Annotated in this window: 21 protein-coding genes; 12 read left to right on the forward strand and 9 right to left on the reverse strand. The window is 64.4% G+C overall.

Features of this window, described 5'->3' with window-relative positions:
* The 3 genes from DFR67_RS18360 to DFR67_RS18370 all read left to right on the forward strand — a co-directional run.
* Window positions 1-789: DUF222 domain-containing protein (locus tag DFR67_RS18360; protein ID WP_245938035.1), on the forward strand; the 789-nt coding region annotated here is incomplete at its 5' end.
* Window positions 790-1,443: 654 nt separating this feature from the next.
* On the forward strand, window positions 1,444-3,741 hold the full coding sequence (locus DFR67_RS18365; protein ID WP_110470958.1) for an MMPL family transporter: 2,298 nt from the start codon (window positions 1,444-1,446) through the stop codon (window positions 3,739-3,741).
* On the forward strand, window positions 3,738-4,793 hold the full coding sequence (locus DFR67_RS18370) for a PHP domain-containing protein (RefSeq protein ID WP_110470959.1): 1,056 nt from the start codon (window positions 3,738-3,740) through the stop codon (window positions 4,791-4,793). The genes DFR67_RS18365 and DFR67_RS18370 overlap by 4 nt, the downstream gene beginning before the upstream one ends.
* A 222-nt stretch (window positions 4,794-5,015) precedes the next feature.
* Here DFR67_RS18370 and DFR67_RS18375 read toward each other — a convergent pair whose 3' ends face one another.
* On the reverse strand, window positions 5,016-5,696 hold the full coding sequence (locus DFR67_RS18375) for a guanylate cyclase (protein ID WP_110471166.1): 681 nt from the start codon (window positions 5,694-5,696) through the stop codon (window positions 5,016-5,018).
* An 89-nt stretch (window positions 5,697-5,785) separates the two neighbouring features.
* Here DFR67_RS18375 and DFR67_RS30800 point away from each other — a divergent pair, with 89 nt between their 5' ends.
* Complete coding sequence (locus DFR67_RS30800) at window positions 5,786-5,956, forward strand: hypothetical protein (protein WP_170135239.1); 171 nt, start codon at window positions 5,786-5,788, stop codon at window positions 5,954-5,956.
* Window positions 5,957-6,083: 127 nt separating this feature from the next.
* Here the strand turns inward: DFR67_RS30800 and DFR67_RS18380 are convergent, their stop codons facing one another.
* Window positions 6,084-6,551: an SRPBCC family protein gene (locus DFR67_RS18380; protein ID WP_110470960.1), complete on the reverse strand. Its 468-nt coding sequence runs from the start codon at window positions 6,549-6,551 to the stop codon at window positions 6,084-6,086.
* 24 nt (window positions 6,552-6,575) lie between these two features.
* Complete coding sequence (locus DFR67_RS18385; protein WP_110470961.1) at window positions 6,576-7,460, reverse strand: SDR family NAD(P)-dependent oxidoreductase; 885 nt, start codon at window positions 7,458-7,460, stop codon at window positions 6,576-6,578.
* A 118-nt stretch (window positions 7,461-7,578) separates the two neighbouring features.
* Here DFR67_RS18385 and DFR67_RS18390 point away from each other — a divergent pair, with 118 nt between their 5' ends.
* The 3 genes from DFR67_RS18390 to DFR67_RS18400 are packed head-to-tail and all read left to right on the forward strand — an operon-like array spanning window position 7,579 to window position 9,685.
* Complete coding sequence (locus tag DFR67_RS18390) at window positions 7,579-7,938, forward strand: VOC family protein (protein WP_110470962.1); 360 nt, start codon at window positions 7,579-7,581, stop codon at window positions 7,936-7,938.
* 57 nt (window positions 7,939-7,995) lie between these two features.
* Window positions 7,996-8,634 carry an NUDIX hydrolase gene (locus DFR67_RS18395; protein WP_110471167.1) on the forward strand — a complete coding sequence of 213 codons (639 nt, stop codon included), beginning with the start codon at window positions 7,996-7,998 and terminating at the stop codon, window positions 8,632-8,634.
* Window positions 8,635-8,671: 37 nt separating this feature from the next.
* Window positions 8,672-9,685: an iron-containing redox enzyme family protein gene (locus tag DFR67_RS18400; RefSeq protein ID WP_110470963.1), complete on the forward strand. Its 1,014-nt coding sequence runs from the start codon at window positions 8,672-8,674 to the stop codon at window positions 9,683-9,685.
* Between the two features lie 42 nt (window positions 9,686-9,727).
* Here DFR67_RS18400 and DFR67_RS18405 read toward each other — a convergent pair whose 3' ends face one another.
* Both DFR67_RS18405 and DFR67_RS18410 read right to left on the reverse strand, forming a co-directional pair.
* Complete coding sequence (locus tag DFR67_RS18405) at window positions 9,728-9,958, reverse strand: CDGSH iron-sulfur domain-containing protein (RefSeq protein ID WP_110470964.1); 231 nt, start codon at window positions 9,956-9,958, stop codon at window positions 9,728-9,730.
* Between the two features lie 50 nt (window positions 9,959-10,008).
* Window positions 10,009-10,755, reverse strand: coding sequence for a HemK2/MTQ2 family protein methyltransferase (locus tag DFR67_RS18410; RefSeq protein WP_110470965.1), 747 nt, complete (start codon window positions 10,753-10,755; stop codon window positions 10,009-10,011).
* A gap of 216 nt (window positions 10,756-10,971) precedes the next feature.
* Between DFR67_RS18410 and DFR67_RS18415 the strand changes: the two genes are divergently transcribed.
* From DFR67_RS18415 to DFR67_RS30805, 5 genes are all read left to right on the forward strand, one after another.
* Entirely contained in the window at window positions 10,972-11,655 is a 684-nt protein-coding gene (locus DFR67_RS18415; RefSeq protein WP_110470966.1) for a phosphodiesterase, read from the forward strand.
* A gap of 113 nt (window positions 11,656-11,768) precedes the next feature.
* Complete coding sequence (locus DFR67_RS18420) at window positions 11,769-13,244, forward strand: NCS2 family permease (RefSeq protein ID WP_110470967.1); 1,476 nt, start codon at window positions 11,769-11,771, stop codon at window positions 13,242-13,244.
* Between the two features lie 151 nt (window positions 13,245-13,395).
* Window positions 13,396-14,637: an MFS transporter gene (locus DFR67_RS18425; RefSeq protein ID WP_110471168.1), complete on the forward strand. Its 1,242-nt coding sequence runs from the start codon at window positions 13,396-13,398 to the stop codon at window positions 14,635-14,637.
* 61 nt (window positions 14,638-14,698) lie between these two features.
* On the forward strand, window positions 14,699-15,619 hold the full coding sequence (locus DFR67_RS18430; RefSeq protein WP_110470968.1) for an alpha/beta fold hydrolase: 921 nt from the start codon (window positions 14,699-14,701) through the stop codon (window positions 15,617-15,619).
* An 83-nt stretch (window positions 15,620-15,702) separates the two neighbouring features.
* Entirely contained in the window at window positions 15,703-15,867 is a 165-nt protein-coding gene (locus DFR67_RS30805; protein ID WP_170135240.1) for a hypothetical protein, read from the forward strand.
* Between the two features lie 106 nt (window positions 15,868-15,973).
* Here DFR67_RS30805 and DFR67_RS18435 read toward each other — a convergent pair whose 3' ends face one another.
* The 4 genes from DFR67_RS18435 to DFR67_RS18450 form a co-directional block, all read right to left on the reverse strand.
* Window positions 15,974-16,612: a DUF305 domain-containing protein gene (locus DFR67_RS18435; RefSeq protein ID WP_110470969.1), complete on the reverse strand. Its 639-nt coding sequence runs from the start codon at window positions 16,610-16,612 to the stop codon at window positions 15,974-15,976.
* Window positions 16,609-18,069 carry an LVIVD repeat-containing protein gene (locus DFR67_RS18440; RefSeq protein WP_245938048.1) on the reverse strand — a complete coding sequence of 487 codons (1,461 nt, stop codon included), beginning with the start codon at window positions 18,067-18,069 and terminating at the stop codon, window positions 16,609-16,611. Before DFR67_RS18440 ends, DFR67_RS18435 begins: the two co-directional genes overlap by 4 nt.
* A gap of 189 nt (window positions 18,070-18,258) precedes the next feature.
* Window positions 18,259-19,074, reverse strand: a complete 816-nt coding sequence (locus DFR67_RS18445) for a hypothetical protein (RefSeq protein WP_110470971.1) — start codon at window positions 19,072-19,074, stop codon at window positions 18,259-18,261.
* Window positions 19,071-21,068, reverse strand: a complete 1,998-nt coding sequence (locus tag DFR67_RS18450) for a serine/threonine-protein kinase (protein ID WP_245938037.1) — start codon at window positions 21,066-21,068, stop codon at window positions 19,071-19,073. Before DFR67_RS18450 ends, DFR67_RS18445 begins: the two co-directional genes overlap by 4 nt.
* Between the last annotated feature and the right edge of the window lie 92 nt (window positions 21,069-21,160).

Below are 21,160 nucleotides of genomic sequence, written 5' to 3' on the forward strand. Positions count from 1 at the left end.
GTGGGCGCCGGCCTGTCTAGCCTGGATCGCACAACCGGATATTTTCGAGACGGATTCCTGTCGACTGAACACGTCGACGCGATCGTCAAAGGAATCACTCACATCGATGATCGCTCTGAGGTCGGGGTATCAGCACAGGAACGAACCGATTTCGAGAGCACACTCCTGTCCCACGTCATCTCCGGCGCACCGCCGACTGAGGTCGAGAAGATCGCTCGCGGACTCGGCAACCAGATCGCAGCCGACACCGGCGGTCCGCCGCCCGCAGAAGATCCTTCTCTCAACAGCTTTGACTTCAAGGTGGAAGAAGGGCGACTGGTCGGTCGATTCGACGTAGACGCGCAGATCGCGGAGAAGTTGCACTCGGCGCTGGGTTATTGGAGCAAGCCACGGCCGCAGCCTGATGGTTCGGCCGACCCTCGAAGTAAGACACAGATCCGCGCAGATGCGTTCCACCAGCTGCTTGATTGCGGCGGAGGTGGTGGTGACGGGTTGATCTCCGCGCCGCGGACCGAGGTGAACGTGTCGGTTCCCGCGGATCATCCGAACCGGGCGTCGCTCGAGTGGATGGGTCCGATCACCGAGGCGACCGCTGCCATGCTCGCCTGCGACTCGACCATCAGCTTCATAACCCTGGACGGCCAGCAAGTGCCAATCGCCATGAGTCCGCCGAAGCGGCTGTTCAGCGGATTGGTACGCAAGGCCATCATCATCCGCGGCGAGTCCGTGAGCGCAGGGATGGGCCGCGCGGGATGCAGTGAGGAACGCGGGAGCGCAGCGACCACGTGACGAGCGAAGAGCGCGCATTGAGGCCCAGCCCGAAGCGAACAATTGATATAGGAGATCGAGATGGGTAGCGACGGGCATCCGTGGTTGATCCCGCCGGCTGACGTCGACCCGCAGCGAAGACCCCTGCCCGCGTACAACCGCCGGACGATGACACTCGCAGCCTGATCCCGACGCCTCGATCCTCGACCCCATAGCTCTGATTGCTTCGATTCCTGCCGCACCCGACCGACATCGGGACCGCGCACGCTACTTTGAAAACTCCATAGTGTGAAACCGCATGGTGCTGCCGCCCGGATGAGCTGGGTGGCAGCACCGTCACCGGGAAATCCGTGGTAGACGACAACGCCGCCGTGGCGGAGTACTGTCTGGTCGCCTTGAGGTGGACCTGCCACCTGGTGCGGCGGTGGTGAGATGACTCTGCGCCTGAGATCGGTCGGCAATTGCCCGCTGACCAGCGGCCCCACTGGGCGACATCTCTTGTCGTCCGATAGGCGGACAAGAACACCAGAGAAGGAAGACATCCGCTATACGCGGGTCTACCGTTGACCCACCGATGAGTTCAGGCAGATATCAGGGTCAATCCTGATATCGCTGCCCTCCGATCAGGGCAATGATGAGAAACGTCCAACCGAATACAGCCCCGGGGAGCACGACATGGACCGCTACATCGCATTCATCATCAAGAGGCGCTGGTTGGTTATCGGGACGTGGGTGGTGGTCCTCATCGCGGCAATCGCCGCCGCGACCATGTGGGCGGGCCCCACCACGACGACCTTCACCAACGACCTGCGGACCGAATCGGGCAAAGCGGGCGAGCTACTGGAAAACGCCGGTCAGGGCGACGAAGCGACGGCCGGTCAGCTCGTCGTCGCGGCGATACCGGGAGTCCCCGGTGGTGTGCGCAATCCTGAGGTCACCGAGTCGGTGAACACCCTGGTCGACGAGATCAGGGACTCCTCGCCAGACGTCACCGTCGGCGACCCCTATGCGCCCGGCGCCCAGATCTCACAAGACGGTCGGATCTCGGTAACCACCCTGGACCTGGGAACCGGCACCGACTCCGAGGTTCAAGACCGCGTGGACAACATCAAGTCGATCGCGGACAAGACCGAGATACCCGGTGTGGGAGTTGAGTTCAGCGATCCCCGGTTCGACGAACAACCGCCGAGCGGCGCCGCCGAGGGCGTCGGCGTACTGCTGGCGCTCATCATCCTGCTCGTCGCTTTCGGATCGGTCGTGGCTGCAGGTCTCCCGATCCTCTCAGCGCTGTTCGGGGTGGGCGTCGGTGCATCCATCCTGTTCATCGTCCAGAACTTCATGAACATCCCCAACTTCGCGATCTCGGTGACGCTGATCCTCGGGATCGGCGTCGGGATCGACTACGCGCTGCTGATCGTCACCCGGTTTCGATCGGGACTTCATGACGGCCTCGACGTCGAGCGCGCGGTCACCGTCGCGATGCAGCGGGCCGGTCGTGCAGTCCTGTTCGCCGGATGCACCGTGATCATCGCGATGTGCGGCATCCTCATCTCGGGCGGCGAACTGGGTCCGGCGCTCACTTTCGCCGCAATCATCGGCATCCTCGGGACGCTCGTTGCCTCGATGACACTGCTACCCGCCCTGCTCTCGGTCATCGGCACCGGCGTCAACCGGTTGTCACTGCACTGGCTCCGCAAGCGCCGCGGCAAAGACCCCGATCGCGCGCTCGAAGGGGTCTGGGCGCAGAAGTGGAGCGAGAAGATTCAGGCCCGTCCTTGGGTCGGGGTCATCGTCGCTGTACTCGTCCTCGTAATTCTGTCCATCCCGGCATTCCAGATGCGCCTGGGCTTTTCCGATGCAGGCAACCGGTCGACCGAAGCGACCACGCGCGTCGCGTACGACTACGTCACCGAAGGTTTCGGGATCGGTGCGAACGGCCCACTGATCGTCGTCGCCAAGTACCCCGAGGGCAGCGACCCCGCAACCACGCTGGACGCGCTCAGCGAACGGATCGCCGCCGATCCCGATGTCATCGAGAACGGGGTCACACCCGTCGTCCCGGTCGGCGTCACCGACGGATCCGAGATTGCGGTCATGACCGTCATCCCGGCCAGCGGCCCGCAGGACGAGGCGACGACCGACCTCGTCAACCGACTGCGCTCAGAGACGATTCCTGCTGCGCTCGGACCCGACGCCGACATGTCCGTGCAGATCACGGGCATCACTGCCGGCTCCATCGACTACGCCGAGGTCACCCTGGACTTGCTCCCGTGGTCGATCGCAGCTGTGCTCGCAGCGGCGTTCTTGCTGTTGATTCTGGCCTTCCGGTCCATCGTGGTCCCGGTGAAGGCCGTGATCGTCAACGTCCTCTCCCTGGGTGCCGCTTACGGCGTCATCGTCGCGATCTTCCAGTGGGGCTGGGGCGCATCGATATTCGGCGTCGGGCGGGCCGGTCCGATCGACAGCTGGGTACCGATGATGCTCTTTGTGACGGCGATCGGGCTGGCCATGGACTACGAGGTGTTCCTGGTGTCGCGGATCAAAGAGCGGTACGAGAAGACCGGCAACGCCACCACGTCGGTCGCCGAGGGACTCGCCAGCACAGCCCGGGTGATCACGTGCGCGGCCCTAATCATGATCTGCGTTTTCCTGTCCCTGGCATTCCTGCCCGACCGCAGCTTGAAAATCCTCGGCGTCGGGCTGGCGGTCGCAGTCCTCATCGACGCCAGCATCGTGCGTTTGCTCTTGGTCCCGTCGACGATGGAGATCCTGGGCAAGGCCAACTGGTGGTTCCCGACCTGGCTCGAGTGGATTCCGCGGGTGGACGGAATGCACTCAGACGGCGACGACACAGACGGCGCTCCCGCCACTCCAGCAGACTCAGTGCCTGCCACATCCAGCCCTGCCACATCCAGCCCCACCACGTCCAGCCCAGCCAAGGCCAGTCCAGGAAGTGGCAAGCTGGTGACGTGAAGTCCGTATCACCGCTCACCGCACCCGTCACCGCCGCAGAGTCGCTACGTCGCATCGCGCTGCTGCTCGAACGGTCCCGTGCAGGCACCTACCGGGTGGATGCCTTCCGCAAAGCACTCAAAGTCGTCGACAAACTCTCCGACGACGACTTGATAGCCCGCGTCGATGGTGGCCGGCTGACCGAGCTGAACGGGATCGGGAAGTCGACCGCGGCAGTCATCACCCAGGCCGTCCACGGCGAGCTACCCGAGTATCTGCAGTCACTGCAGGACAAGGAGATCGGCGCACTCGCCGAGGGCGGCGCGGAGCTGTACACCGCGACCATCGGCGACCTGCACACCCACTCGGACTGGAGCGACGGCGGCTCACCCATCATCGAGATGGTCCGCACCGCCATCGACCTCGGTCAGGACTGGATGGCACTGACCGACCACTCCCCCAGACTGACCGTCGCCAACGGCCTCTCGGCCGAGCGACTTACCGAACAGCTGGGGGTCGTCGACAAACTCAACCGAGCGCTCGGCGACCAATTCCGTCTGCTGCGCGGCATCGAGGTCGACATTCTCGACGACGGGTCGCTCGACCAGACCGACGAGATGCTCGACCAGCTCGAGATCGTCACAGCCTCAGTCCATTCCAAGCTGAAGATGGATGCGGCACCGATGACCAGGCGCATGGTCGCAGCGGCGCGTGATCCACGCGTGAATGTGCTGGGGCATTGCACCGGCCGACTGGTCACCGGCGGTCGCGGCCAGCGCGCGCAGTCGAAGTTCGACGCCCGGGCGGTCTTCGAGGCCTGCGCCGAATCCGGTACCGCTGTCGAGATCAACTCGCGCCCCGAACGGGTCGACCCACCCGATGAGCTCATCGAGCTCGCGCGCGACCTCGGCTGCCTCTTCGCGATCGATTCCGATGCACATGCACCGGGGCAACTCGACTTCAAAGAACTCGGTTGCGAGCGCGCCACCCGACTCGGCATCGAGGCCGATCGCATCGTGACGACCTGGCCCGTCGACCGAGTGTTGGAGTGGGCGAACAGCCGCGAAAACTAGAAACATACCTTCCGCAGACTCGTAGTGATCACGATTCTGCCGAGCAATTTCTGATCTTCTGTGTCATAATCTATCGGGTCGCGTATATCGCGGAGCGGCCTTGATTCGAGCACTCGGACGGCACTCGTGGACGCACAATTCTGCGCACCGTCCCGGTTAAATGATACTCAGATAGCAATGCCCGATCTCTAACCTCCTGCCCAGCAGGAGGTTAGAGATCACCTATCGAAGTTCGACAGCGATCTCGGTACCGAGGTCATAGCCCGGAGCGAGCGGAAGCGTATCGCCGCTCCAGAACTTCCCGGGGTCAAACCAATTCGCGTGCTTCTCTGTCGCGAGCAACCCCATGTGCTCATAGGTCATCGCGACCACCTCAGCGCAATAGGCAGTTTCCAAACCCGCATTTTGCTTGTGCTGATTTCTTTTTTCGACAGTCTTGCGAACCTTTTTGTCGAGAAGTGGAATTCCTCTGGTGACGTCATTGGCGGTCGGAACGCGACCCCGGAACCAGCGTCCGGCCAGTCGCGCAGTGGTCGGAAACGCGGTGCCGTCCATCTTCGCGATGACCTTCAGCAGCAGATCTTCCTGCTCACGCTGCGCATACGGGGTGAGTTGACGAAGCCAGCAGCGCTGACCGTACTTCTCCATCCACTGCAGAGCCGCCTCCCTCGCGTCGTTCAGCTGGACTCCGCGGTGATTGGTGCCCGTCCACATGTCCGTGAGCTTGTTGCCGAGTTCGGCGTGCCACATCAGCGGCGGCAAGTCGTCGATGGCCACGGTCATGGCGACATGGTTGACCGGACTGTTGGTGAGCGTCTGAATCGCTCGATCCGGCCCGGAACGACCACGAAACAGCCAGATGTCTCCGGTCCTTGCCTGGTCCAGCGCCTGGTCGAGGGAAATAGGCGGGGGTCTGTGGGGATGCACAGTCAAAGACTAAACGGCTTCTCACGACTTACGCAGCGTGGTGCATCAGCGCTAGTCTCACCGGTGTGGGCAATGCGTGGAAGTGGATCGGACTGGCCGGGGTTGTCGGGGTCGCGGCGAGCGGCGTGCTGGTCGCGCGAGACCAACGGCAGCGAAATGCATACTCGGCCGACGACATTCGCGACCGCCTTCGCAAGCGATACGAAGAGATCGACAGTCCAGACGCTGAGGGCTGAGCCGCGGCTCGCCTGACCGCTGGTGCGTACACGGCTGACACATCCGCTCCACCTACAGCACACCGCTCCACTTCCAGTGCACCAGAAGTGGAGCGGATGCGTAGAAGTGGAGCACATTCGCGAGTAGTCAGGCGAAGCGTGCAGCCAACGCCTTCAAAGTGCCGCTGATGCCTTCACCGTTCTTCTTGTCGTAACCGAACGTCGTGATCATGGCCGGGATCTTGGCCGTCGAGTAGTCGAATGTCTCGGTCACCGTCGTGGTCGTCGGTGAGGTCTCGCGCAACTCCCAGCGCCACTTGTGGCCCAGCGGGTGCTGCCATTCGACGACCCTGTTGTCTTCGAACGCGGTCACCGTCGAGGTGATCTTGTAGGGAACGCCGAACTGCTTCATTCCGACGCTGAACTTTGCGCCGGGACTGAGGCGGTCCGGTCCCTTCACGGGAGTGTCACGGACGGTGCCTGATCCATCGAGCTCGGGATGCCAGTGCGGATTGGCCACCAGCGCAAAGACCTCGCCGACGGGAGCGTTCACCACAACCTGGCGCGAGACCTTCTTGGGTCCGGAATCGACTGTTGTCACGGTTGCATCTGCCATGGGTGCCAACGTACGCGGATTCGATCACAACGGGTATGACGTGCCCGTTTCCTTCTCGGCTGCGGCCCACAGCCGAGCGGCGAGCTCGTAGTCACACGCGAGCGCCGACCGGCCGTAGAGCACGGGCACCCCACGTAATGCGCGCAGCCCGTCGACGCTGACGAATGATCCCGGCGGAATCGGCTCGGTCAGACAGTAGAGTGTGGGGGCTGCGCCGGCGTCGATGTCGTTGGCGAACGTGTTGGCCGCGGCCTGCACCACCTTGTGGACCACGCCCAGCTTCGGCTTGTTCGAAATGTTCGACGCCGCCCACCCGGGGTCGGAGAGCATGGCGGTGACCGGGGACCCGCCGACTCGCAGACGCCGATCGAGCTCGAGCCCCCACAGCATCACCGCGAGCTTGGATTGCGCGTACGCCCCCGAAAGCCGCCACTTCACCTGCCGCAGATGGATGTCGTCGGGGTCGATCGTCGCGTGCCGGTGCGCGTTCGACCCGACCAGGACCACCCGTTCACGCACCCGCGGCAACAACAGGTTCGTCAGCGCGAACGGACCCAGGAAGTTGGTACCGATCGCGGTCTCGAAGCCGTCGACCGTCGAGGTGCGGCGTTGCGGGACCATCCCCGCGTTGTTTATCAGGATGTCCACCTCACCGTCGAGAGTGTCGACGAACCGTCGCACCGACGACAAGTCCGCGAGATCCACCTGAGCGACCTCGGTGGTGCCGCCGATCTCGGCGGCGCGTGCTGCGCCGAGCTTGGTGTTGCGTACCGCCAGGACGACGTGCGCACCCGCAGTGGCCAGCGCTCTGGCGGTCGCGAACCCGATGCCGTTCGTGGACCCGGTGACCACGATGCGTTTGCCTCGAACGATGCTCAAACGGCTGGGCGACCACGACGACGGTTTCATGGCAACGAGGCTATCGGCCGATGTGTCCGCACAAGCCACGTTCGGTGGGACTACAGATATCAGTTCCGACAGGGTCGAGAATCAGAACGTCGCCCCGCAATCGTCCCAAGGAGTCGCCATGAAACCAACCGGCATCGTCGCCAATCTCTCCGTTCCCGACCTGCCCGAAGCGCGCGAGTTCTACACGGACTTCCTGGGCCTCGGCGTCGAAGCGTTCAACTTGGGCTGGGTCGCGAACTTTCAGTCGCCAGACGGCCGCGCCGCCGTCCAACTGGTGACGCGGGACGCCACCTCGCCGCCCGACTCGGTGATCTCCGTACACGTCGGCGACGGCGTGGAGGAGGCCTACGAAGACGCGCTGCGCCGCGGGTTCGAAATCGTCCACCCGCTGACCACCGAGGAATGGGGAGTACGCCGATTTCTGGTCCGAGCCCCGGACGGAAACGTCGTCAACATCGTCAGCCACAAGGACGACTGAGGGCTCTCACAGACGCCACCTGAACAGATGACCGTCCGGTACGGCATTGTGAAGTGCATGAACGGCATCACCACACCCGGCGCAGACCAGGACAGCCCCGAGGACCTGCGCGCCTCGATTGTCCGACGTCTCGACGCGTTCGACCACACCACCGCGCCGCTCGACGGGGCTCGCGGCGCCGCCGTGGTGATCGCGGTGACGAGCCGCAACGGCGAATACGGCATCTGGCTCACCAAACGTCCGTCGAAGATGCGTGAGCATCCCGGCCAGTTCGCGTTGCCCGGCGGACGCATCGAACCCGGCGAGGACTACGCGACTGCCGCGCTGCGCGAACTGCACGAGGAACTCGGCGTCGAGGTGGACCCGGCGGACGTCCTCGGCCGCCTCGACGACTACGTCACCAGGTCGGGATACGTCATCACCCCGATAGTCTGCTGGGCCGGGCCCGACCGCGAGACCAACCCCAATCCGGGCGAGGTCGCGCAACTGTTCTTCATCCCGATGGCCGACCTGCAGGTCACACCACGTTTCATCGACATCCCGGAGTCCGAACGGCCGGTCATCCAGATGCCGCTGGTCGGATCGCTGATACACGCGCCGACCGGCGCGGTGATGTACCAGTTCGCCGAAGTGGTCCTCGGCGGCCGCGCCACTCGCGTGAACGAGCTCGAACAGCCGGTGTTCGCATGGCGCTGAACGTTTCCAGCGACCTCCGACCGGGTAGCCAAGCCGAGTGACGTCATCTCTGAGCCCCATCACCCGCGCGCTGCCTTCGCCGTGCGGACCGTTGTCGACGGCAGTGACCGACGCGCTGGCAGGGACACCCACGACCTCGTGGGAGCTTCCCAACGTCAGTCAGAGCGCTTGGGACACCCAGGCATATGGCAAAGACCTGCAACTGGCGCTCTACATCTGTTACGAACTGCACTATCGAGGTTTCTCCGACGTCGACGACGAATGGGAGTGGAACCTCGACATCCTTCGGTTCCGGGCGCAGCTCGAACAGATCTTCCTCTCCGCGCTGCGCACTGATATCGACGCCGGAGACGATGCTGTCGCCGAGATCGAAGCACTCTCGATCGAACCGGGCGAGGGCGACGGACCGTCGTTCCACCTCCGCGACGAAGGCACCTGGGAACAGATGCGTGAAACCTTCGTCCACCGGTCGATCTACCACCTCAAAGAGGCCGATCCGCATGCGTTCGCCATCCCACGGCTGACCGGACAGGCGAAGGCCTCGTTCGTGGCGGTCGAGTTCGACGAGTTCGGCGGCGGTAAGGGCGAAAACCTGCATCAGCAGCTCTTCGCCGACCTGATGACCGCGGCTGGTCTCGATTCCGGATACCTCGCCTACATCGACCACGTGCCCGGCGAATCGCTGGCGTTGGTCAATCTGATGTCGTTGATCGGTTTGCACCGCTCCCTGCGAGGCGCGACGATCGGGCACTTCGCAGCAACCGAGATCACATCGTCGCCCGGCTCGCGACGATTGGTGGAGGCTCTCGAGCGGATGGGTGCCCCGGAGGCCTGTGTGCGGTTCTACCGGGAGCACGTCGAAGCCGACGCCGTACACGAGCAACTGATGCGGCACGAGGTGGTCGGCGACCTCTTGGCACGGGAACCCGAACTGGAATCGGACGTGGTATTCGGTATCCGGGCGTTCGAATTTCTCGAAGACAAGCTCGCGGATCTGCTGATGGCAGCGTGGCGAGAAGGCCGCAGCTCCCTGCTCATCCCCGTCGACTGAGCGGCCCGGGGCGCGCCCTGATCAACGACTTGCGTGCGCCACTCAATCCCGTTGCGGGAGGGCTTTCTTACGGCGGTGGCTGGTGTCGCAGAGCGGATAGTTCTTGCTGCGCTTGCACGCGCACAACGCAACCATGAAGCGGTCGGATTCCACGGTGCTGCCGTCAGGCATTTCGATGCTCACCGGCCCCTCGACCATGATCGGACCGCCCGCCACCACACGGATGTGGGTGGCAGAGCGGCGCTCGGTCGGACGATTATCTGCTGCTGTCATGTGATCTTCTACTGTCATCCGATCTTGTACTGTCATCCGAGTTTGTACTGTCACCTACGGACGCCAAGATCCTTGTCTGCCCTGATCACGACCAGTTCCTCTTCCCGACGCCCCGGCTCCAACCGACCGAGTATCTCCAGCCATCGAGCGTTCTCCATCAGTACGGGGCCAAACGGGATCTTTTCACGGGCAACCACTTCCGCGCGAAGCCCACCGGCCCGCAAACCGATCAACGAACGGTCGACGTCGGAGAACTCCGATTGCACGAGAAGCATGGTCCCGCCGGGTGCCAACAGGTCGGGCGCCATGACGCAGAGCGGGTCGAGCAGCGAACGGCCGTCCCGGCCACCGTGCCAGGTGCGGGTCAGTCCGACAGTACTGTCCGACAGGGTGTCAGCGGGTACGTACGGAGGATTGGACACCACCACGTCATACGGACCGGCCTCGACCGCCTCATCGAGAGACCCTTTGTGCGCCTCGACGATCACGCCTGCGGCCGTTGCGTTGGCGCGGGTGGCGAGTACCGCCCTTGGTGAGATGTCATACGCGCTGACACGGGCAGCGCCGAGAACCGCGGCGCCGACGGCCAATACGCCGCTACCGGTACACAGATCCAGTACGCGGCGACCGGTCACCAGATCACGCTCAGCCAATGCGGTGAGTAGCAGCAACGAATCTTCCTGTGGTGCATACACTCCCGCTGGTACCCGAATCGACTGATACACATCGAGTACGTCGTCGACCGGGTCGGACGTCTGGCTTTCTAGAACTGTCGGCACTGACTGGGCTGCGGCCATCTTCTTCGCTCCTCGCTATTGAGCTGCTGCACGGCACCGGCGCAGCTTCTTGGCGACGGGTCCGAACACCTAATGCCCTGCAAGCAGATGACGTAAACCACAGCCATCACAGCGGCATGTCCGTTTCACCAGGCGCAGCTGAGGGTATCCGACCTGCAATTCACCGTCGACCAGGCGTATCTGACCAAGACCAGGCATATCTGACCAAGGAGCACCATGAAGGCAGCCGACCTTGCCGGACTCCCGATCAAGGCCGGCGCCGCACTCCGCGGCGCCCGCCTCTTCCACCCCAACGGCGTCCTGGCCACCGGAACCATCATTCGTACCGCGTCCGACGGCGTCGGCCTGCCCGTCGAAACCGGCCCCGTTCTCGCGCGATTGTCGAAGGGCGTCGGAATACCGGGTGGGCTACCCGACGTGGTCGGGCTCGCCATCCGGATGGAGCCACACGCAGGCGACTCGACACCCTGGGACCTACTGCTGGCCAGTGCGCTCGGAGGAAGCGGGTGGCGTAAGACCATCCCGTTTCCCGCACGGTCGCTGGGCTCCGCTGTACTGAGCACCCTGCAACCCCTCGACCACGACGGCAGCAGCTGGTGGCTGCGCGCGACGCTCGCCACTCGACCCGATGGCTACAACCCTTCACTGAGCGAGATCGCCCACGGCATCGACAACGGTGGCCTGGTGTTCGAGATCGAGCAGACGCAAGGTCATACTCCGTTTCTGCCGCTGGCACGGGTAGAACTCACGGCCGCCGCGTCCGACTCCGAGCATCCGGACATCGGGTTCGATCCGACCGTGAACACCACCCGTAATGTCCGCCCGGGACCGAGTTGGTTGTCGTCGATCCGCGAAGTCGCCTATCGCAACAGCAGGCAAGGCCGCGACGCCGAGAGCTGACGCACGCGCAGCGCCGAGGGCGGTGATTGTGTTCCACCGCCGCGACTTTGTACGATCTCGAACGAGTCGGTCTCGGCCACCGTCGGCCGAATCGGGAGGGACGCGCGGCAGAGATGACGACGAGCAGCGACAAGGCCACCGAACAGTCGGGACCGCAGTCCGCGATCGACCGATACTTCAAGATCACCCAACGCAATTCGACACTCGCCCGCGAGGTACGCGGCGGTCTCGTGACGTTCTTCACGATGGCCTACATCGTGGTCCTCAACCCGATCATCATCGGCGGAGTGCCCGGCAATTCCAAGAACGCCGACGTTCTCGGGGACGTGCTGCCGCTGGCGCAGGTCGCTGCGGTCACCGCGCTGGTCGCGGGCATCATGTCGATTGTCTTCGGGTTGGTCGCCAACTACCCGTTCGCCATCGCCGCAGGTCTCGGCATCAACAGTTTGCTTGCCGTCTCGATCGCGCCGCAGGTCACCTGGCCTGAAGCGATGGGATTGGTGGTCATCGACGGCATCATCATCGTGTTGCTCGCGGTCACCGGTTTCCGGACAGCGGTGTTCCGCGCGATACCCGGCGAACTCAAGGCCGCCATCGCGGCCGGCATCGGCGCATTCATCGCGTTCATCGGGTTCGTCGACGCAGGTTTCGTCAAACGCATCCCCGACCCGGCCGGTACCACGGTTCCGGTGAGCCTGGGTATCAACAACTCCATCGCCACCTGGCCGACGCTGATCTTCGTCTTCGGCGTGCTGCTGATGGGCATCCTCGTGGTCCGCAAGGTCCGCGGCGGCCTGCTCATCGGCATCGTCGTGACCACCGTCGTCGCCATGATCGTGCAGGCGTTCGCCGACCTCGGACCGTCCGTCGACGACGCCAAGGGCTGGAGCCTGAACATTCCGGACATCCCGTCGTCCGTGGGGGATCTGCCAGATCTGGGTCTCGTCGGCGACGTCGACCTGTTCGGTGCATTCACCCGCATCGGCGTCCTGTCCGCATCGGTGCTGGTCTTCGCCTTGGTGCTGTCCAACTTCTTCGACGCCATGGGGACCATGACCGGTCTCGGCAAAGAGGCCGAACTGGCCGACAAGGACGGCAACCTGCCGAACATCGGCAAAGCGCTGGTCGTCGAGGGCACCGGGGCCATCGCAGGCGGCGTCGGATCTGCCTCATCGAACACTGTCTTCGTCGAATCCGCATCCGGCATTGCGGAGGGCGCCCGCACCGGGCTCGCGAACGTGGTCACCGGTGTGCTGTTCCTCGTCGCGATGTTCTTCACCCCGCTGTACTCGGTGGTGCCGCTCGAAGCCGCTGCTCCGGCACTGGTCGTCGTCGGCGCAATGATGATCTCGCAGGTCCGCGACATCGACCTCACCCGCTTCGACTACGCGCTGCCCTGCTTCCTGACGATCGTCGTCATGCCATTCACCTACTCGATCGCCAATGGCATCGGCGTCGGATTCATCACCTGGGTCGTCCTGGCCACGGCGCGCGGGAGGATTCGCACAATCCACCCCTTGCTCTGGGTGGTCGCCGCGCTGTTCGTCCTGTACTTCGCGAAGGAGCCGATCGAAAGCCTCATCGGTTAGTCCTCGGAGATCGCCCTGAGATCGTCCGTTTCAGTGGTCACAAAGGGAAATATGCCCTCCGAACGTGCTCACGGGGACGATCCCGGGGCTGGGCCGATGTTCTTTTAGTTGAGTCAGAGCAACTAAACTGGGGCAAATGCAGCTGCCGTTGATGTTCTCGTCCCTCGGGGTGAGGAACTATCGGCTCTGGGCCGGCGGCCAGGTGGTGTCGCTGACCGGCACCTGGATGCAGCGGATCGCCCAGGACTGGCTGGTCCTGCAATTGTCCGGCGGCAGCGGCGTCGCGGTCGGGATCGTCATGGCCCTGCAGTTCGGACCGACCGCGATCCTGTCACTTCCGGCCGGCGCCCTGGCCGACCGATTCGACAAGCGAAAGTTGCTGATCGGCACCCAGGTCGCGATGGCGTTGTGCGCGCTGATCCTCGGCGTCATCGACGTCAGCGGTGCAGCAAATTTGCCACTGGTCTATGCGCTGTCCTTCGCCCTCGGATGCATCTCGGCGGTCGATGCCCCTGTCCGCCAGTCGTTTACCATCGAGATGGTCGGGGTCGAACAGCTGCCCAACGCGGTGGCCTTGAACTCGCTCACGTTCAACCTCGCCCGCATCGTCGGCCCGGCGCTGGCCGGACTCCTGATCACCCTCATCGACACCGGCCCGGTGTTCCTCATCAACGCGGGCAGTTCGATCGCCGTCATCATCGCGCTGCTGGCGATGCGCAGCAGCGAACTCATGCGCAGTGCCAGATCCGTCCGCGATCGTTCGATCCGCAGCGGTATCCGGTACGTCCGGCGACACCGCCATCTCGTGGTGGTCCTCGCGACAGTGTTCATGGTGGCGACGTTCGGCCTGAACTTCCCGCTCTCCCTGGCGTTGCTCACCGCCAACACCTTCGAGGGTTCGGCTGGTGGCTACGGACTGCTGTCGACGATGCTTGCAGTCGGCACCCTCGGCGGCGCGCTGATCGCCGCGCGACGCACCAGACCGGCACGCGTGCGGCAGTTCCTGGTGGGAGCGTTCCTGTTCGGCATTCTCGAGGTCGTCGTCGGGTTCATGCCTACGTTCTGGCTGGTGGCCGCGATGCTGATCCCGGTGGGGATGGCGAACATCATGTTCAGTACAGCGGCGATGAACATCATGCAGCTGTCCGTCGAATCCGACATGCGTGGCCGGGTGATGGGCATCTACATGATCTGTTTCCTCGGCGGCACGCCCATCGGCAGCCCCCTCCTGGGGTGGCTGGCGGAGGTCACCGATCCGCGGGCGCCGCTGATCATCGGAGGCGTGATCTCAGCGATCTCGGCTGCGTTCTGCGCGATCCTGCTGCTGCGGTCGACCCACCAGCGACCCGGCCTCGACCACGGCAAGCTCGTCCTGACAGCGACCGGTGAATGATCCGCTGAGAGCGGACACGAATCCGACCACTGCGGCCTGATATCAGTGCCATTCTTGGTAGGTGATCGACATCGACCGTCCCAAGCTCGAAGGCAGCGTCGCCGTGGGCGAAGGCAGGCGCATCGGGTTCGCCGAATTCGGATCCGCGACCGGCCGCGCCGTCTTCTGGCTTCACGGCACTCCCGGCGCCCGCCGCCAGATACCTCTCGAAGCCCGCGCCTACGCCGAACGAAACGACATCCGGATCATCGGACTCGATCGTCCGGGGGTGGGTTCGTCCACGTCGTACAGCTACCCGAACGTACTGTCATTCGCGCATGATCTTTCGACCGTCGCAGACACCCTGGGCATCGACCGTTTCGCGGTGATCGGGTTGTCCGGAGGCGGTCCGTACGCGTTGGGGGTCGCGCATGCGATGCCCGAGCGGGTGGTGGTCACCGGCATCCTCGGTGGAGTCGCGCCGACCGTGGGTCCCGACGAGGTGGGCGGCGGAGCGATGGTGCTGGGCAAGTTCCTTGCGCCGATGCTCCCGGTCTTCGGGGCACCGATCGGACGGGTCCTGAGTTCGATTGTCCGGGTGGCGCGGCCGATCGCCGAACCGGCGATCACCATCTACGGCCGACTCTCCCCCGCGGCGGATCGGGAACTGCTGCAACGTCCCGAGTTCAAGGCCATGTTTCTCGACGACCTGCTCAACGGCGGACGCAAACAGATGGAAGCACCGTTCGCCGACGTTGTTGTCTTCGCCAGGGATTGGGGCTTCTCGGTCGGTGACATCACCGGTCCGGTCCGTTGGTGGCATGGCGACCGCGATCACATCATCCCGCACACGCATGGCGAACACATGGTGCAGCTGCTGCCCGACGCCAAGCTGTTCACCATGGCGGGTGAAAGCCACCTCGGTGGGCTCGGAATGGCGGTCGACATCATCGCCGAACTCATGGGTGTCTGGGATCAGGAGCAGCCGCTCATCCGGCAATGACGAGGCCCCGGGCAACCCTCCCCAGTAAGCTCACAGCAGGTGCCGCACAGGTGCCTGGCTGGAGCAGCAGGGAGCGTTGAGACATGTCGGACTGGGTGCACAAGATCAAAGAAGAAGCCAAGGGCTTCGTCGCGAAAGCCGAGCAGGAGTTCACCGTGCTCGAAGGAGTCGATGGTGTGGATCCGCTGGACAAGCGCGCGGGCGACGTCGAGGCCCACGAGGCGGAGACCGCACCGAAACCCGAGTGACCGCTTCACCCAATGAGCGAGCCGATGACGGCACGGTCGATGGCCGGTTCGGCACGGTCGGCGGCGTTCAGAGCACGGTCGGTGGCGTTCAGAGCACGGTCGGTGGTCAGACCGGGTAGGGCAGGGCCTGGCCGCCGCGCTGGTTCAGCATCACCGTCATCACGGCGATCTCGTCGGATTGACTCTTCACCATGGCGACCGCGGCGCGTCTGATCTCCGGGTTCGCAGCTGTACGGCTCGCGTGCCCGGCCATGTCGATCCCGCCCTGATGGTGGCGGATCATCAATTGAAGGAACAGGATCTCGCTGCCGAGGCCTGTTGCGGCATGCAGTGCAGTGAGCTCCTCACCGCCTGCCATCCCCGGCATCTGTCCGGTCTCGCCGCTGTGCCGGTGACCGGCATCGCCCATCCAGCTCATCGGCTGCGCGCCCTGTAGCGGCGCGCCGAGCATCTGCAGCCACCCCATCATCTGCCCGATCTCGCGCCACTGCGCACCCCGGATCTGCGCGACGAGTCCACGCACGTCCGGCGCAGCATCGCCCGGCACCAGGTCGCACATCATCATGGCCTGCTGATGATGTGCGGACATGTCCTGCGCGAAGCCGACATCGACTGCGGTGGCCACCGGCGCCGCGACTGCGTCACTTCGGTCGGTGTCGACGGCAAGTCCGGCGCACAGACCGATGACAAGTGCGACGATCGCGACGACGACCGGCCAGAGCCATTGGCGTAAAGCGGTGTTCATGTCAGCGGGTAGGCCGCCGGGTCGAGTTGCAACGTCATGAACCCGTTGTCCATACAGGTCACCCACAGTTGTTCACCATGGAACTCCGGCGGTGACAGACACCAGTCCGCCGAGAGGTCACCGCCGACCAGCCGACTCTGGTCGTTGATGATCCCATCGATCGGCGAATCTCCTTGCAGCACAGCTCGAGCGACCGCGAGCGTCCCGATGATCGGGGGTGCCGCAACCGATCCGAGCAGTGCGTGCAGCGAATTCGACAGTTGCAGGTTCTTTCCCGTCTGGGCCGGCGGGTTGTAGTAGGCGATCTCCTCGAAGTCGTCCGGATCACGAATGTCGAAGACCCGGATGCCCGACTGGATCCAGCCGCAGGCCATCGCCGTGGGGTCGTCCGGTCGATCGATCGAGCAGTAGTGGGCGTCGTAGCCGAACACTCCGTTCGCGGTGGTACTGCGAGCCCACCGATTCGCGTTCTCGGGCAGATTGATGGCCAGCTTGATCGCGTTGCGCTGCCGCAGATTCGAGGAGTCGGACGCGTCGAACAGCTTCACTCCGCCCGAACCGCCTTCATCGACGGAGAACACGTAAGGCCTGCCGCCGTACGTGGCATGAATGGAATGCTGGGTGATCTGCCCGTCGGCCCACAACTTCTCACCGACGTGCGGCATCAACTGCGGCACGATGGTCCGCGGCCTTCGGTTCTGGACCGCGGTGACGTCGATGACCGTCAGTCCGAGCAGGTTCGAGAGATACAGCGTGTTGCCGTCGGGTGAGAAGCCGACCCCGTGCGCCTCGATGCCGGTGATACCTGACCACACGACCATCGGATTGCGTGGATCGGTGAGGTCGACCGCGCTGACATAGCCGGGCGCGATCCCGGTCACCCAGTACGTGTTGCCGTCCGGAGAGAAGTCGCCCTCATGGGTGGTGATGGGGATCGGCATCGTCAGTTGCGATCCGGCACCGCGGTTCAGCAGGCGCGGATGTGCACAGTCCTGGGAGATGTCGTAGACCGAGATGTAACCGGCGCCTTCGAGGAGCCCGACGCCGGTGCCGACCAGCAATCCGCGTTTGTGGTTGACCTTCAACGACTCCCAGGTGCCGCCCACCATGGCCGGCTCGGTCAGGACTGCCGACAGCTCCGGCGCGCCGGGATCCGACACGTCGAGTACCTGTACGCCTGGGTTGGGGCCGAGGAAATTGGTCGGGAAGCTCGACCCCGTGTATGAGCAGTTCTTGTATGTCGCGCTGACGATGCCCGCGCCTTGACCCTGATACCGGCCGATGAGATCGATGTTGCAGTTGTAACCCTTGGTGCTGCGACCCGACGTGCGGTCTTCGAGCGGCACCTCCCCCTGGATACCGGTCTCGACCCGGTCACCGGCGCGGCAATTCGCCTCCCCCACCGCGGTCGGCCAGACATCGGTCAGGTCGTTGTAACCCGGTGGCGCTGTGGCCATCGCCGGAGTCACGGTCACGGCGGTCACCGCGGCCGTCACCACCGCAAGCGTCACCGCCGCCCTGATCGTCGTTCGTGCAGTCCCCACCCATGTACCCACTCGATGCCCCCTACGGCTTCGTTGCCGGTCCTTCCGGGGCGACGATATCGGCTGCGGCTTCGCAGGGGAGCGTTTTCGCCGAACCGCGTATCAGTTCACGGGCAGACTGTCCGCGACCTGGGCCAATTCGTCCACGGTTGTGCCCTTGTCGACCGCCGACAACTCGATGTAGAGGTTGGGGATCGAGTCCACCGACATGCCCATCCACCGAGTGTCCTCACCACCTCCGCCATTGATGGCGCGGCCGTGCTGCCAGGTCGTCGCGCTCACGCCGTCCCACGTACGGATCTCGTCCATCCTGCTGTTCAGGGCCTCAGGACTCACGTAGAAGTCCGTCCACAGATCGTATTCGTCGCCGCCCACCTCGACGATGCAACGGAAGCCCGCCTTGAGGAACTGCTCCCCCGACCCGTTCACGTCTGCCGCCTCCTCAGGCGGCACGGCGTCCATCCGTGTTTCACACCGCATCCCGTTCCAGCCCTCCCCGGCGGGCGAGGACGGCAACAACTCGGGCAGGGTGGCAGCCGCCTCCGCGAACAGCCCCCAACCAGGTCCTACCTCGATCGACTCGGTGCCGCTGGGCGGCGACACCCGTCCGGTGGAGTCGACGGCACGCACGGAGTACGCGACGGTAGCGCCCCCCGTCGGCGCAACGGCCGAGATGTCGCGGAACTCGGTGTCCGGGCCGGAGTACACGACCTCGTCGCCTCGACTCAACAGGTATCCCGACGCCTCCGAATCCGCTTCCCACGTCACCTTCACGGCGCCGGCGTCCTCGCTGACACCGAGTTCGGTCGGCGCACCGACCGAATCACCTGCTCCCCGAACAAAATAGGTGACCGCGAGCGACACCACCAGCGCCACGATGGCACCGACGATCAGCAGGGGCCACGCCCAGCGCTTCACAGCGGCAGCCTGTTCAACTGCGCCAGTGCGTCGGCGTCTTTGCCGTTCTCCATCGCGACGGACACGTCGAAGACCTCCCGGTCGCTGTCGTCGAAGGCGAGGATGGCGGTGCCCGCCCAGTCGCTGGTGGGGCTCGGCGATTGGTAGAGCACTCCCGACGCGCCCTGGTCTGTGGTCTCCGACGACGTCTTGAGACCCAGGGAGGCGAGGTAGTCGTCTCTCACCTGTTTGGATGGGTACTGCCTGATCCGGATCGTGAAGTCTCCGCTGGAGTCGCGGCACAGGATGCTGCCGGACTTCGGGATCTCGATGTCGACGGTGCCGGTCCCGCCGAAGCAGGCTTCTCGTCCGTAGTTGTCGTTGGACAACGGACTCGGACCCACGATCTCGCCGAAGGTGGCGGCGATCTGTTCGAGGCCGTGCCAGCGCTGTGCCACAGTGACCTCGCCGCTGGTCTCGCTGTAGGGCGATTCGTCCCGCTCCGCGGAGCGGGCAGAGACCGAATAGGAGTAGGTTCCGGGCAACGGCATGGGTTGCGAATACTTCGGTTCGTCACCGACGTAGATGATCGACTCACCTTGCCGAAGAACGTATTCCGAGGCATCATCGACCTCCGGCCAGGTGATGTCGACTGAAGTGTCCGCGACGATGGCGGTCGGCTGAGCCGGGGTCGCAAGAGCGCTTCCTGCACCACCGGACAACAACAAGCCGGCGACCACCCCGATCACGATCGCCACCACGACGATCGGGGCGGCCATGACCGCGGCGCGTTTGAACCACGGAACCCGCGGCGCTGATCCACCCGCACCAGGTGCGGCGTACATCGCTCCCCCGGGGCCAGAGGGCGGCGGGTTCCCCGGACCGCCGTAAGGCGGGCGTTGACCGCTGCGCAGCTGCGGGCTCGACGGGGACGACCGCACACCGACCGGGACGGCGGGACGTGATGTCCCGTACCCCTGATTCGCAGCGCCGGGCTGATACGGATTCGACTGGTATGGGGTGGATTGACCTCTACCCGGCACTGGAGGAGCGCTCGGCGGGTAGGTCACGGCACCGACCGGTGTGCGCGGCGAACTGTGTTGCGGCGACACGGGTTTGACCAGCAGCGGCGGCGGAACGAAGGCCTGCTGCGCGCGTGTGCTGTTCGGCGCACCACCGCCTTTGAGCGCCTCCTGCGCTGCGTCCGCGAGCTCTCGACCCGAATTGAACCGGTCGGCAGGCTTCTTCGCCATGGCCTTGGCGATGACAGCCGCCATCGCAGACGGTACCGCGGGGTTGGCGGCAGCAGGATTCGGCGGCGGATTGAACATGTGCGCCGCCATCAGCCCCTGACTGGTGGGAGCGTCGAAAGGAGCCGTGGCGGTGAGTAGTTCGTACAAACTGCAACCCAGCGCGTAGACGTCGGCGCGGTGGTCGATCTCCTCGCCACCGATCTGCTCGGGCGCGCTGTAGCGCAACGTGCCGACCGTCATACCCACCGAGGTGAGGCTGCTGTCGGTTTCCTGCGCCATGCGGGCGATACCGAAATCGGTGAGCTTGACCGCATCCGGGTTCATCGGATCGGCGCCGGGGGTGATCAGGATGTTGCCGGGTTTGACGTCGCGATGCAGCAGCCCTTTACGGTGGGCGTAGTCGAGACCGTCGGCGATCTGCGAGACGATCCGTACGGCGAGGCGCGGATGCAGCGGCCCACCCGAGAGAAGTTGCGCTGCATCGGTACCGGCGACGAACTCCATCGCGATCCACAACTGGCCCTCATGTGTTCCGCGATCGAGAACGTTGACGAGGTTGGGATGACTGAGCGGCGCGACGAGGTCCGCCTCGCGCTCGAAACGCGCTCTGGTGTCAGGGTCTGTGCCGTACGTGCTGTTGAGCAGCTTGATCGCGTCGGCACGCGGCAGTCGCGGATGCTGAGCCTTGTAGACCTCACCCATCCCGCCACGGCCGATCAGCTCCAAGATCTGATAGCCACCGATGTGGGAACCGATCGCCACGCCCATCGTCTTTGCCTTTCACCTGACCTGCTGTCGGCAGGTTAGGCAGATACTATCCAGCGCCGCAGCGACCACACCAGCCATCGATCAGC

Source organism: Williamsia limnetica, from assembly GCF_003217475.1.
GTDB lineage: Bacteria > Actinomycetota > Actinomycetes > Mycobacteriales > Mycobacteriaceae > Williamsia > Williamsia limnetica.